Source organism: Streptosporangium sp. NPDC002721 (assembly GCF_042888905.1).
In the GTDB taxonomy this organism is placed as follows: domain Bacteria; phylum Actinomycetota; class Actinomycetes; order Streptosporangiales; family Streptosporangiaceae; genus Streptosporangium.
This window is the reverse complement of sequence record NZ_JBIAQI010000070.1, coordinates 1-12,626: the sequence shown is the minus strand read 5'-3', so window position 1 is coordinate 12,626 and position 12,626 is coordinate 1. Positions and strand designations below refer to the sequence as shown.

The 12,626-nt window shown below is 69.3% G+C and carries 12 protein-coding genes and 4 tRNA genes; 4 read left to right on the top strand and 12 right to left on the bottom strand.

Features of this window, described 5'->3' with window-relative positions; all coding sequences use genetic code 11:
- Positions 1-189: 189 nt before the first annotated feature.
- From ACFYWM_RS44330 to ACFYWM_RS44315, 4 genes are all read right to left on the bottom strand, one after another.
- Positions 190-263 (bottom strand) — tRNA-Phe (locus ACFYWM_RS44330).
- A 28-nt stretch (positions 264-291) separates the two neighbouring features.
- Positions 292-366: transfer RNA gene (locus ACFYWM_RS44325), tRNA-Asp, on the bottom strand.
- Positions 367-469: 103 nt separating this feature from the next.
- Positions 470-542: transfer RNA gene (locus tag ACFYWM_RS44320), tRNA-Glu, on the bottom strand.
- A 92-nt stretch (positions 543-634) separates the two neighbouring features.
- On the bottom strand, positions 635-2,137 hold the full coding sequence (locus ACFYWM_RS44315; protein ID WP_389927801.1) for a metallophosphoesterase: 1,503 nt from the start codon (positions 2,135-2,137) through the stop codon (positions 635-637).
- Positions 2,138-2,171: 34 nt separating this feature from the next.
- On the opposite strand from ACFYWM_RS44315, the gene ACFYWM_RS44310 reads away from it, so the two are divergent.
- Together ACFYWM_RS44310 and ACFYWM_RS44305 are read left to right on the top strand one after the other, a co-directional pair.
- Positions 2,172-2,522: a metallopeptidase family protein gene (locus tag ACFYWM_RS44310; RefSeq protein ID WP_389927798.1), complete on the top strand. Its 351-nt coding sequence runs from the start codon at positions 2,172-2,174 to the stop codon at positions 2,520-2,522.
- 179 nt (positions 2,523-2,701) lie between these two features.
- On the top strand, positions 2,702-3,997 hold the full coding sequence (locus tag ACFYWM_RS44305; protein ID WP_389927793.1) for an MFS transporter: 1,296 nt from the start codon (positions 2,702-2,704) through the stop codon (positions 3,995-3,997).
- A 1-nt stretch (position 3,998) separates the two neighbouring features.
- On the opposite strand, the gene ACFYWM_RS44300 is transcribed toward ACFYWM_RS44305, so the two are convergent.
- Positions 3,999-4,460, bottom strand: a complete 462-nt coding sequence (locus ACFYWM_RS44300; protein WP_389927791.1) for a PspC domain-containing protein — start codon at positions 4,458-4,460, stop codon at positions 3,999-4,001.
- Positions 4,461-4,612: 152 nt separating this feature from the next.
- Here ACFYWM_RS44300 and ACFYWM_RS44295 point away from each other — a divergent pair, with 152 nt between their 5' ends.
- Entirely contained in the window at positions 4,613-5,770 is a 1,158-nt protein-coding gene (locus ACFYWM_RS44295) for an acyl-CoA dehydrogenase family protein (protein ID WP_389927789.1), read from the top strand.
- A 66-nt stretch (positions 5,771-5,836) separates the two neighbouring features.
- Here the strand turns inward: ACFYWM_RS44295 and ACFYWM_RS44290 are convergent, their stop codons facing one another.
- A complete protein-coding gene (locus ACFYWM_RS44290) occupies positions 5,837-6,460 on the bottom strand; it encodes an exonuclease domain-containing protein (RefSeq protein WP_389927786.1) in 624 nt (207 codons plus the stop codon).
- A gap of 116 nt (positions 6,461-6,576) precedes the next feature.
- Between ACFYWM_RS44290 and ACFYWM_RS44285 the strand changes: the two genes are divergently transcribed.
- Positions 6,577-6,652 (top strand) — tRNA-Lys (locus ACFYWM_RS44285).
- Between the two features lie 97 nt (positions 6,653-6,749).
- Here the strand turns inward: ACFYWM_RS44285 and ACFYWM_RS44280 are convergent.
- From ACFYWM_RS44280 to ACFYWM_RS44255, 6 genes are all read right to left on the bottom strand, one after another.
- Positions 6,750-7,295 carry a GtrA family protein gene (locus tag ACFYWM_RS44280; RefSeq protein WP_389927784.1) on the bottom strand — a complete coding sequence of 182 codons (546 nt, stop codon included), beginning with the start codon at positions 7,293-7,295 and terminating at the stop codon, positions 6,750-6,752.
- Between the two features lie 464 nt (positions 7,296-7,759).
- Positions 7,760-8,401, bottom strand: coding sequence for a hypothetical protein (locus ACFYWM_RS44275; protein WP_389927782.1), 642 nt, complete (start codon positions 8,399-8,401; stop codon positions 7,760-7,762).
- 59 nt (positions 8,402-8,460) lie between these two features.
- The gene (locus tag ACFYWM_RS44270) at positions 8,461-9,615 is read right to left on the bottom strand and encodes an alpha/beta hydrolase family protein (RefSeq protein WP_389927780.1); all 1,155 of its coding nucleotides are present in this window, start codon (positions 9,613-9,615) and stop codon (positions 8,461-8,463) included.
- 16 nt (positions 9,616-9,631) lie between these two features.
- Complete coding sequence (locus ACFYWM_RS44265; RefSeq protein ID WP_389927778.1) at positions 9,632-11,047, bottom strand: S41 family peptidase; 1,416 nt, start codon at positions 11,045-11,047, stop codon at positions 9,632-9,634.
- Positions 11,044-12,111 carry an ABC transporter permease gene (locus tag ACFYWM_RS44260; RefSeq protein WP_389927776.1) on the bottom strand — a complete coding sequence of 356 codons (1,068 nt, stop codon included), beginning with the start codon at positions 12,109-12,111 and terminating at the stop codon, positions 11,044-11,046. The genes ACFYWM_RS44265 and ACFYWM_RS44260 overlap by 4 nt, the downstream gene beginning before the upstream one ends.
- Positions 12,108-12,626, bottom strand: a 519-nt coding sequence (locus ACFYWM_RS44255) for an AAA family ATPase (protein ID WP_389927774.1), incomplete at its 5' end; no start/stop codon positions are given. The genes ACFYWM_RS44255 and ACFYWM_RS44260, both read right to left, overlap by 4 nt.

Genomic DNA, 12,626 nt, shown 5'->3' with positions numbered 1-12,626 from the left:
GGGGCATCGCGATCCATCCCGGTTCATGTTCGTCGGCACCGTTCTGGCGGCATCAAGAACCAAATGCCCGAGCCGATCTTGCTGAGATCACCTCAATGAAAAGCGCGTTGTCGTCACCGTTGTCGTCAAGGACAACAAAAAGCGCCCCAGCCATAAGTGGCTCGGGGCGTTTGTGCTGCTCAGTTGCTGTGGTCAGGGGCGGGGTCGAACCGCCGACCTTCCGCTTTTCAGGCGGACGCTCGTACCGACTGAGCTACCTGACCTCGGTGGTGGATCGAACACCTACCAGAGCGGTCCTGACGGGACTTGAACCCGCGACCTCCACCTTGACAGGGTGGCGAGCACTCCAAACTGCTCTACAGGACCTTGCTTCCGGGGTTTTTGTCCCGGTCTTTCTTGCCTTGCTTAGCTTACCAGTTTTCCGGAGGTCTTCGACCTGCCGTTTCCCTGGCGAGCCTTGGCTCGGCCGTGCCCCCAACGGGATTCGAACCCGTGTCGCCGCCTTGAAAGGGCGGTGTCCTAGGCCACTAGACGATGGGGGCTCGAGACTCTCGTCTCGTTCCGTCGCCGTCTTCCGCTGGAGACCTCTGAAGCATAGGGGACTTTTGCCCCCGATGCCAAAGCGGTTCGCGGCTTACGGCGTCGGTGTGACGGTGATCGACGCCGTTGGAGACGGAGCGATCGTCGGCACAGGAGAAATTGTACGGCCAGGGTCGGTCTCAACGTGACGTTGGATCTGAACCGACTGCTCGCCGAGCCCTCCCAGGGTGATGTCGTCCCAGGCCCGCAGGCGGTGCGTGTTGGCGTCGAAGTACAGAACGGAGGCCGCGACGGGGGTGGGCTCGTCGTGTTCGAGGGCCCGCAGGCCCGCTCCGCCGGTGGATCCCTGGACCAGGAGGCGGGTGCCCGAGGGCAGCAGCTCGGTGGATCGCTCGTGGGAGTGGCCGGTGAGGACCATCGGGACCGCCCCGGAGAACCCCTTGGCGATCGTCGGGTCGTGGACGGCGACTAGATCGACCTGCTTGGGCAACTTCGCCAGCTCGGCGGCGCGCGAGCGGCCGAGGGCGGCGAGCGATTCGAGGTTGGAGTCGACGGGGACGGACTTGTCCGGGGTGAACCGGGGGTCGCCCATGCCGTAGATGCGCAGCCCCGCCACGGTCTTGGCCTCGCCGTCGAGGACGACCGCGCCCTTCTGCCTGGCCACGGCCCTCTGGGTGGCCATGGAGTCGTGGTTGCCCCTGACGAAGACGTACGGGACGCCGAAGGTGCCGATCTCCTCGGTGAACCTGTCCTCGGGGCCGGTGCCGTGGTCGGTCAGGTCGCCGGTGTCGATGATCGCGTCGATCTTGAACTGGGCGGTGACCGAGCGGATGAGGTTCCAGGCGATGGGGCTGAGGTGGATGTCGGAGACGTGCAGCACCCGGATGGAGGTGGGGTCGGCGTCGTAGACCGGCAGGGCGGAGACGACGTCGTAGAGCTGGGAGACGTTGTTGACGAGCTTGGCGAGCTGGACCCGGTAGGACTCGAACCTGGTCACGATCGACTCGGCGTCGCCGACGAGGGAGGGCGCGCCGGCCAGCAGGCCGGTGTACCTGGGTTCCACCACGGAGTCGGGCCGGAAGGTCAGGGCGATGGCGGCGCCCGTACCGGCTAGCGCGACGGTGATGCCCAGCAGGCCCGCCAGGGCCGGTCCCGGGCGCCGGAAGACGATCAGGGAGGTGATAAGGGCCCCCGCCACGCCGCAGAACGCCGCGCGCAGGATCAGCGTCCTGACGCCGGCGCCCAGCTCCTCCTCCAGGAGCGCGGGGAGCCGGTCGGCGGAGAACCTCGGGTCGTCCAGGAATCCGCGGGCCCGGTCGGGGTTGATGTTCTCCAGGGTCACGCGGAGGCTGACCGGGGCGTCATGGGTGTCGAACAGGAGTGTGCCGAAAGGGTGAGCGTCCACGACGGTCTCCCCGGCCCACGAGGGCTCGGCCGACATGCCGAGCTCCACCGGGCCGACGTTGGTCCGTACGGCCCCGCCGAGCATGACGCCGAGCCACGCCCCGGCCAGGGCGACGGCGGCGACGAGCACGCCGCGGGCGATTCGCCCGGTGACGAGGCGGCGGGCTCCCTGGGTCCAATCAGCGAATTTCATGCGCCTCCACCTCTACCCGGAATCAGGGGGCAGAATGACGGGTGTGATCGAGATCTCGCGGGAGAAGTTCGAGGAGCTCGTGGCAGAAGCCCTGGACACCATTCCCCCCGAGCTGACGAAAGTCATGGACAACGTGGTGCTCGTCGTCGTCGACGACCCACCCGAACCGGATCTTCTAGGTCTCTACACGGGCATTCCGCTCACCGAGCGGGGCGAGTGGTACGCAGGAGTGTTACCCGACCGGATCGAGATCTACCGCAACCCCATCTGCTCGATTTGTGAGACAGAGGACCAGGTCGTCGAAGAGGTGCAGATAACCGTCGTGCATGAGATCGCCCACCATTTCGGCATCGACGACGACCGGCTGCACGAGCTGGGCTGGTAAGCAACCTCCAACTAATCCCGCACGGCATCCCAAAGCCCTTCTTTCCGGAATGTCGCCGCTTATCATTACAGTTTGCATGCGCTTGATTGCTTTCGGTTGCGCGCGGGCTTCGCAACAGGCACCGTAGGTTACACAGTGAACACCCACAGTCAGTGTGCCTGCGAGCTCAGCGGAGTCCTATGGCGGCGACCAAGTCCGGCCGACTACCCGGGCGGCATCGCCGTCCGGCGGAACGCCAAGCGACCTACGGCGAGGTCATCGCCATCAGGGAGTTTCGCGCGCTCTGGCTCGGCCAGGGGCTCTCTCTCCTCGGTGACCAGCTCTCACGGGTGGCGCTGTCCGTCCTGGTCTTCCAGCGGACGGACTCCCCCCTGGCGACGGCGTCGGTCTACGCCCTGACCTACCTGCCGCCGATCATCGGCGGGCCGCTTCTCGCGGGGCTCGCCGACCGCTACGCCCGCAGGCGCATCATGATCTCCTGCGACCTGCTGCGGGCGCTCCTGGTCGCGCTCATGGCGATCCCCGGCATCTCGTTCGCCGCGCTGTGCGCGCTGGTCTTCTGCGTCGTGCTGCTCAGCGCGCCGTTCTCCGCGGCGCGGGCGGCCCTGCTGCCGGAGCTGCTCGAAGGCGACCGCTACGTGGCGGGGTCGGCCCTGCAGAACATGACCAACCAGGGCGCGCAGATGCTCGGCTTCGCCGCCGGCGGCGTCCTGATCATGGGAATGGGGCCGTACCGCGCGCTGGCGCTGGACGCGGCGACCTTTCTGGCCTCCGCGCTCATCATCGTCTCGGGGGTACGGCGGCGTCCCGCCCCCATCCCCGCCGACGAGAACCGGCCCTCGATGTGGACGATGACCCGCTCCGGCGCCAGGCTGGTCTTCGGCGACCCCCGGCTGCGTACGCTGGTGCTCTTCGCCTGGCTCTGTGGCTTCTACGTGCTGCCCGAGGGGATCGCGAGCCCGTACGCCGACGAGCTGACCGGGAATCCCCAGGAGCTCTCACTGGTCACCGGCCTGCTGATGGGCGCCATGCCCACCGGTACGGTCGTCGGCGCGTTCCTCTACAGCCGCTACGTCAGCCCATCGAACCGGCTGCGGTCGATGGGCTGGATGGCGATGCTGACCTGCGCGCCGCTGATCGTGTGCGCCGCGCAGCCACCGCTTCCTGTGGTGCTGCTGCTGTGGTTCGTGTCCGGCCTGGGCGGGGCCTACCAGCTCGCGGCCAACGCCGCCTTCGTGCAGTGCGTCCCCGCCGAGCAGCGGGGACAGGCCTTCGGCCTGGTCCAGTCGGGCCTGCTGGCCTCCCAGGGCATCGGCATCCTGGCCGGTGGGGCCGCGGCCGACCACCTCGGTCCCGAGACGGTCGTCGCACTGGCCGGCGCGGCCGGGCTCGCCCTGTCGGCCGCGCTGGCCGTGTTCTGGAGGGGATCCCGCAGGGAGATCATCGAGAGGGTTCGCACGGAGGCGACCTCCTGACTCACACCTGGGGGCGGGTGTCGTCGTCCTGCCGCGGCACCGTGCCGTACGGCGCGTGGGGGGCGACGGGCGGGGCGGGCGGGAAGGGGCTCTGGTGGGTGGTGGTGTACTCCGGGTCCCCCTGGTGCGGCGCGCGGTGCTGGTCGGCGATCTTGCTGGTGGCCTTGGCCCAGCCCTGCTCGGCCTTGGTCCTGGCGTCCACCCAGATCGGGTTGTCCTTGTTCTTGTCGATCACGTCCTGCAGGACCGACCTGTCCTTGTTCTCGTCGGGCAGGAGGACCCAGCCGATCGCGTAGACGGCCACACCGAGACCACCGAAGAAGGTGGCGATGGCGAGGGCCGCGCGGATGATGTTGGGGTCCACCCCGGTGTAGCGTCCGATGCCGGAGGCCACACCCGCGATGATGCGCCCGTTCCTGGTCCGCTGGAGCTTCTTGACGCCGGTGAAGTCATTTTCGTTCATGTCCTCAGACTGCCCGAGGGGGGACGTTCCTCACATCGGGATTCCCCCTGGCACGACCCTGACATACACCCCGCCCCAGGCCGAACGTGACCCTGACCCCTGTCCCACCCGCACCGGTAATACCCTGACAGGGCCGAGAGAGAGGGAAGCCCATGGACGATCTCCTGCGCATCGACGACACGCTCTCCGAGGAGCAGCGCCTCATCCGCGACACCGTACGGGACCTCGTCGCGGACCGGATCCTCCCCCACGTCGGCGACTGGTTCGAGGAGGCCGTCTTCCCCGCCCGCGAGCTCGCCCCGGCGCTCGGCTCGCTCGGCGTGCTGGGCATGCACCTGGAGGGGTACGGCTGCGCGGGCCTCGACGCCGTCTCGTACGGCGTGGCCTGCCGCGAGCTGGAGGCGGGCGACTCCGGGCTGCGGTCGTTCGTGTCGGTGCAGGGCTCGCTCGCGATGTTCCCGATCTGGAAGTACGGCTCCGCGGAGCAGAAGGAGGAGTGGCTGCCCCGGATGGCCGCGGGCGAGGCGATCGGCTGCTTCGGCCTGACCGAGCCCGACCAGGGCTCCGACCCCGCGGGCATGCGCACCCACGCCAAGCAGGACCCCTCGGGCGACTGGCTCCTCAACGGCTCCAAGATGTGGATCACCAACGGTTCCGTCGCCGACGTCGCCGTGGTCTGGGCGCAGACGGAGGACGGCGTCCGCGGCTTCGTGGTCCCCACGGACACCCCGGGCTTCACCGCCCCGGAGATCCACCGGAAGATGTCCCTGCGGGCCTCGGTGACCTCGTCCCTGTACTTCGACGACGTCCGGCTGCCCGCGTCCGCCGTACTGCCCGAGGTGCGGGGCCTGAAGGGTCCGCTGTCGTGCCTGTCGGAGGCCCGTTTCGGCATCGTGTGGGGCGTGGTGGGCGCCGCCCGCGCCTGCCTGGAGTCGGCCCTCGACTACTCCGTCTCCCGCGTCCAGTTCGGCAGGCCCATCGGCGGCTTCCAGCTGACCCAGGAGAAACTCGCCTGGATGTACGTCGGCCTGGGGCAGTCGCAACTCACCGCCCTCCACCTGGGCCGCCTCAAGGACGCGGGGACCCTCACCCCGCGCCAGGTCAGCTTCGGCAAGCTCGCCAACGTCCGCGCCGCCCTGGACATCGCCCGCCAGGCCCGCTCCATCCTGGGCGGCAACGGCATCACGCTGGAGTATCCGGTGATCCGGCACATGAACAACCTGGAGAGCGTCCTGACGTACGAGGGGACCGAGGAGATCCACACGCTCGTGCTCGGCGAGGCCCTGACCGGAATCCCCGCCTACCGCTGACCCTCTCCTGGCCGGGGTTCGCTTAGGGCTCCTGCGCGGTGTTCATCCGTGGCTCCCATGTGGCGTTCATCTGCGGCGGGGGTGCCGCTGGGGCAGCCCGGAGGGACGCCACTCGGGGGCCTGGGCCGCCCTGCCGAGCTCCGCCTCCCAGGAGACGCCCGTACGCAGGTAGAAGCGGAGCAGCTCGGCGCTGGCGCGGGCGTCGGCCAGCGCGGCGTGCGCGCCGAGGAGCGGGATTCCGGCGCGCTCGCAGCACGCGGCGAGCGTCCACCTGCCGTCGGAGATGAAGGCGGGCGCCAGGCGCTGCGTGCACAGGGTCTCGGTCACCCACTCGCTGCCGGGGAGGCTCCGCAGGAAGCGCAGGTCGAAGGAGGCGTTGTGGGCCACCAGGACCCGGCCCGCCACCCGCCGCCAGATATCGTCCAGCAACTCCTCGATCACCGGCGCGCTCTGGACCATCGCGTTGGTGATGCCGTGGACGTGGACGGCCCCGGTGCCGCGGCGGGGGTTGACCAGCGAGTGCCACTCGTCGACGGTCTCGCCCCCGGCGTCCAGCGAGATGAGCGCGATCTCGCAGATCCGGTCGCCCCTCGACGGCGAGAAACCTGTGGTCTCCACGTCGACCACCACATACCCTGGCCGCGTGGAGACATGGGAGGTGAGGGCGGGCTCAAGCCCCGAGCTCGTCATGCCTGCCACTCTAGGAGCCGTCCCCGCCCCTCACCGGGCGTTCCACAAACAGATGACCATGAATGGGCCTGGCGACGGACGTTAGTGGACACTATCCTCGGTACGCTGTCACCTGCGGGGCGTTAGCTCAATGGTTAGAGCTGCGGACTTTTAATCCGTAGGTTCTGGGTTCGAGTCCCAGGCGCCCTACCACTCCCGACCAGGAACTTAGGCTCTGACCTGGGCCTTTGCTCTTTTGATCTTAAACTGGGTCGCACCACCGTTGAAACGGCTTTTGGATTCGCTGCCGTCAAGCCGCCTCGTCCGTGGAACCGGGGGTGGGAGCCAGCCGCACGCTGCCGGGCCGGGCCCTCTCGTCGGGGAAGACCCACTTCCGGAACGCCCAGAAGCGGAAGACCATGGCGATCAGCGTGCCGACGACCTGCGCGCTCACGAAATCGGCGATCTCCTGGGTCACCAGGCTCACGTCCGGGGTCTCCAGGCGGAACACGTACCGGGAGATCCACAGCGGCGCGGAGCTGAGCACCAGACCGAAGCCACTGACCAGGAAGAACAGCGCCGCCTCGTGACGGCGCTCGCGGCCTCCCCTGGTCCGGAACGACCATTCGCGGTTCAAGACGTAGGACACGATCGTCGCCACGAGCACCGCGATGATCTTCGCGGTCACCGGCTTCGGTTCCAGGACGGTCAGCTTCAGCCCGTAGAACACCGCGTTGTCCACCAGGAACGCTGTTCCGCCCACCACCGCGAACTTCAGCGGCTCGTGGTGCCTCAGCGCGAGCGCGCGCAGCGGTTCCGGCAATCTCGTGAGTACCGCGTTCGCTATTCGGAGCACCCCCGATCTTCTCACCGGTCGAACACCCCGGTTACAAGATTTACGGACACGGCTCGTCCGGCTTCGCCGTCACCGACCGCGCTCCACCCCTGGCACCCACCGAGACCGGCACTGTATTCACGGGTTTTGATTTGTTCGGCTCGCCACAGAACGTGGTTGGTGGTCCATCGTCACCGCGTGACGTGCGCCGGTTCAGGCCGCACCACCGCCCCGTCTATCGCCGCCGCGATCGCACCACCAGAAAAGCGACGACCAGCACCAGGATCACAAAAAACAGGAGTTCGAGCCAGCCCAGACCAAACATGCGCGTCCCTTCCAGACGAGATCACGGGCCTCCACGGTGTTCGCCCGGACGAGTTCGGTCAAGGCCGTTCGCACTGTCGGGCGGCGACTCCGTCCGATCGTTCGATGGAGCCGGGCTCTGCCGCCGGTCGCCTGACCTTGTCGACGTGACCGGCGGACCGTTAACGGCGTCCAGGGCACAGTTCACCCACCGGTGCGACGGTGTGCGTCCCGTCGCCTGTGCAGCGCCACACGGCGATCCCGTCTTCCGAGTCGGCGTGCAGGCCCCGATCGTGTACCGGGCAGACGGGCCACGTCCTCCAGATCACCTCCATCACGACTTCCTGGGCGGCGTCGGCCACAGACCAGAGTGGCCCGGTCCCGGCCCTGATGCCGTTGCCCTGGCAGATACCCTCGAACTCCACCCATGCCATCCCCATGGGGTCCCAGTCGGGGACGACCATCCGAAGCGTCCCGGTGATCCCCGCGGCGCGGACGTCACGCTCCACGACCTTCAGATCCTCCTCCAGCTGCACCAGCAGGTCCGGTTCCAGGGCGAAGGCCGGCTTGAAGCCGATCCCGTCGAGAAGGGCCTCGCCCAGCCGGGCCAGGTCGGCGGCCGTCAGCTCGGCGGCGGGGCGTTCGAGGAGTTCCCGCGTGACGGCGGTGGACACACCCCACTCCTCCATCAGGCAGGCCGTCTCGACGAGGAGGTCGGCTTCAGGACCACCGTCGCGCAACGCCGTGTAGATGCGGACGCCCAACTCGTCGACGGCCTTACGGAGCTCGTCGGTCTGCTCGTCGGTCTGCTCGTCGGGAGACATGTCTCAGAGTCTGGCCGAAGAGTTTGGCCGACCACCCGCGCGTCGAGGTGTGCGGGGGCTCAGGGGGGACCGCAGGTCGCGGGGCAGAATGTGGCCTCGGGGTGGCGTGACGACGGGCCGTCCAGGAGGGGTTGTCGTCGTGATCTCAGGTGCCGGTCGAGGAAGGCCGCCACGTAGGCGCGGGTGAGCTCAGCGCCACGGGCCGCGGGCAGCATGCCGGGGAGAGGTTCGATGCCGAGGACGTCCGTCAACAGCGGAATGTCGGTGAAGGACTGGTGTTCGGCGTCCGTCAAGACGATCCAGCGCTTCCATCCGGTCAGCAGCTTCCAGTCGCGGTCCCAGGAGTGGTCCCGGCCGCCGGGGACGTGCTGCGGCGAGCCCAGGAACATGAACGGCCGGGAGAGGCCGCTTTTGGGGATGCGGGCGTAGGTGGTGCCGTCCATGTCGATTCCGGCGCGGATCCGGGGGTCCTTCACCATGGCCGCCACGGTGGCGGCCCCGCCGATCGACTGGCCTGCCATCGCGATCCTTTCGCGGTCGATCAGGTCGGAGTCCTTCCACGTCGTGGTCAGCCGGTCGAGCACGAACGAGACGTCGGCGGCCCGGCCCTGGACCAGTCCGGCGCCGAAGCCGGGGTCGGTGTTGCTGTCGCAGGCGATGCATTCGGCGACCCGGCCGTCGGACAGGGTGGTGGCGTAGCTCTCGTGGGTGTGGTCGATCCCGGCCACGACGTAGCCGCGGCTGGCCAGGTCCTCGGCCAGGGAGGTGAGGGTGCTCATCGGTTTGGTGAAGCCCGGGGAGAGCACCACCAGCGGGAGCCGCCGCCCCGCCGGTTCGGCGTCCTTGACGGCGTTCGTGCGTGTCCTGCTCAGCGTGTCGTACGGGGTGGTCGCGACCCCGGAGCCTTTCAGGAGGAGTTCCGCTTCCTTGGCCGTCATGTACGGTGCGCGCTGTCCGTCTCGCTGTTTTGTCGGGTACCACAGGGTGACCTTGAGGTGTCTGGCGTCGGCGTCGGGGTCCCAGGGGTCGGGGCGGGAGGTGTCGGTCAGGTGCAGGGTGGTGGTGCCGACGGGGTGGGCGCCGGTGGGGGCGGGCAGGGTGACGGGGCCGGTGGGTGTGGGCGGACCGGCGTCGGTTCGGGGTGGTGCGGGGGCGGAGCAGGCGGACGCGGCCAGCAGGGCCAGTCCCGCTGCCAGGGCCAGGAGCTGTCTCATCGCGAGGGGGGTCCGTTCACTTCTGCAGCAGGGTCAGGGCCTTGGCCAGGGCGGGGTCGCGTCCGGTGGCCGCGTCCTCGGGAGTCAGGGGCGTGTGGTGGTCGGGTGGCACGCCGATCTTGTCGATGACCTCACGGTTGGGACCGAGGTGGTGTCTGTCGGGGAAGCTCAGCAGGGTGTTGTCGGCGAGCAGGTACGACTGCGCCGGGCCGGAGATGACGCCGGCGGTTCTGGTGCCGACCAGTTGCCCGAGGCGCAGGTCTTTGATCGCGGAGCTGAAGTGCTCGCACGCCGAGGCGCAGCCGCGGTCGGTGAGCACCACCAGCGGCAGGTTGAGCAGTTCGACGGTGTCGTCGGTCCGCTCGGGGGCGCATGCGCCGTCGACGGCGCACTGGTAGGCGGTGACCTTGCCGTGGGCGAACGCGCTCACCAGGCGGGTCGCCTCCATGGGGCTGCCGCCGCCGTTGCCGCGCAGGTCCAGCACGAGGCCGGACAGCGTCCGGTCCTTTCGCAGCCGGTTGACCGCGCGCAGGACCCGGTCGGCGGAGTCGGGAGCGAATCCGGTCATCCGCACATAGGCGACATCGTCCAGCAGCTTCGATCGCACCACTCGCAGGGTGGCCGGGTCACGTTGGAAGAGGCCGGGCTTGAGCGTGGCCGTCCAGCGGTGGCCGGTGGTGGGGCGTAGCAGGCGCAGCCGGACCGGGCGCGCGTCGGGGTAGTCCGGGTAGAGGGTGGCGATCGCGGGGGTGGCCTTTCCGTCGATGAAGGGTGCTGATCCGTTGATCGCTTCGATGGTGTCGCCGGGGCGTAGTCCGGTGGCGTGTGCGGCGCCGCCCTGGACGGTGGTGACGAACAGCGGTCCGATGGCGGTGCCGGGGTTGGCGGTCAGCTGCGGGCCGGTGACGTTGGCCGTCAGGCCCAGGCCGTAGCCGTCGCCGTCGTAGTGGTCGGGTGGGCGTCTGATGTCGTGTGTCCAGCGGGCGTGGTTGTCATCGAGGGCGGCCACGATGGCCTCAAGGGTGACGACGGCCAGTGTGTCGCGCAGGTCGGGGACCTGGTCGGTGGTGACGCGGTAGGCGGTCTCGAAGGCGGCCCAGTCGGCCTTGTGGTCGCCGGTCAGCGCGGGCATGGCCGCCTGGGGTACCTCGTGTCCGTCGCGGTTGAGTTCCTGGGTCAGGGCGACGAATCCGGCGTGCAGCAGCGAGCGGGCGTCCAGGGTGGCGCCGCTGTAGTAGGTGCCCAGGATGCAGAAGTAGGCCTGCTCGATGACGTCGATCGTGGTGGCCGTCTCCGCCGCCGGAGGGCCTTGGGGGCGCGCGCAGACCGTCGCGCCCGCCGTGCCGGCCTGGGCGCGTGGCGGTGCCGGTGCGGTGCAGGCCGTGGCCAGCAGGAGGGCGAGTCCGGCGGCGGCGGTTTTGAGGGGAGTCATGACAGGCGCCTTCGGATCCACCAGAAGCAGAACCAGGTGAGGCCGAGGGTGAGCAGGGCGTAGATCCCGGTCTCGATCCACTGGAAGGGCCAGAAGCGCTCCAGGGGCTGGTAGGTCGCCTGCTGCCGGTAGCCGAGCCGGTTGATCTCGGCGACACAGCCCCCCGCCGGTAATCCTCTCGGTGAGCAGGGCCCCGACGTCGTGGAGACCGGGACGGCCCGCACGATCGTCGACGACGGTCCCGAGCTTCCGTCTCCGCTGGAGATCGTGCGCCCGGACGGATCGACCAGCTTGCTGGACAGGACCCAGGCGCCCGGGTGGCCGGGGACGGCCGATGTCCTCAGGAATATCTGCAGGGGTCCGTCCCCCGGCGCGCCGAAGCCGTCGATGTTCTCCCGGCCCAGCTCGAAGGTCCCGGCGACCGGGGGCATCAGGTGGGGACGGACCAGCAGCGGCATGGCGAGCTGGATCGCGACGAAGACGGTCAGGGTGAGGGCCATGGCGGGCAGCGTGCGACGCACCAGCATGCCCACGGTCACCCCGAGGACGAAGGCGAAGGCCGCGTACCCCATCGGGGCGATGCCGCGCGCGCCGAACACCACGGGAGCCATCTGCGCCATTTCCGGAACGGCCGACCTGTCCAGGGGGGCGGACCACCAGGTCACCGCGAGGCCGCACGCACCGGCGGCGGCCATGGCCGCCAGGCCGGTGAGCCCGAGCTTGACCGCCAGCCAGCGGGTGCGGGTGACGCTCTGGTTCCACACCAGCAGATGCGTTCCCGCCTCCAGCTCCCGGGTGACCAACGGTGCTCCCCAGAAGAGCCCGACCAGCGCGGGCAGGACCAGCACGACGAGGGTGAGTGCGAGGAAGGGGAGGTCGTACTCGCCGAAGAACCGGTCGAAGAAGTCGAGGCAGGTCCTGTCCGGGGTGCAGGCGGCGATCCCGGCGGCGTAGCCGGAGGCCAGCTTCGGCCCGGTCAGGGCCAGGACGGCGACGAGTATGACGAGGACGGCGGCCGTCATCGCGGCCGAGGCGCGGAACTGGCGCCAGGTGAGCCAGATCATCGCCGCACCTCCAGGGCGGTTCGCCGGTTCTCGGTGGTGCGCTTGTCCATGTAGGCCAGGACGAGGTCCTCCAGGGTGAGCCGGCTGACGGTCCAGGCGGGGTCGTGGATCGGGGCGTCGGTACGGACCACGTAGGTGCTCTGCCGGTCGGTGTGACGCGCGGAGACGACGTGCCGGTCGGCGGGGAGGCGGCCGGGGTCGCGGCGCGGGCCGGTGAGCCGGTGGTGGGTGGCCAGCAACGCGTCCACCTTTCCGGCCACCTGGACGCGGGAGTCGACGAGCACGATCACGTAGTCGCAGATCCGTTCCAGGTCGGAGACCAGGTGGGAGGAGAGCACCACGCTCAGCTCGTGCTCGGTGGCGGCCTCCATCAGCCCCTGCATGAACTCGCGGCGGGCCAGCGGGTCGAGTGCGGCGACCGGCTCGTCCAGGACCAGCAGTTCGGGCCGCTTGGCCAGGCCCAGGGTGAGCGCGAGCTGGGCGCGCTGGCCACCCGACAGCCTGCCCGCCCGCTG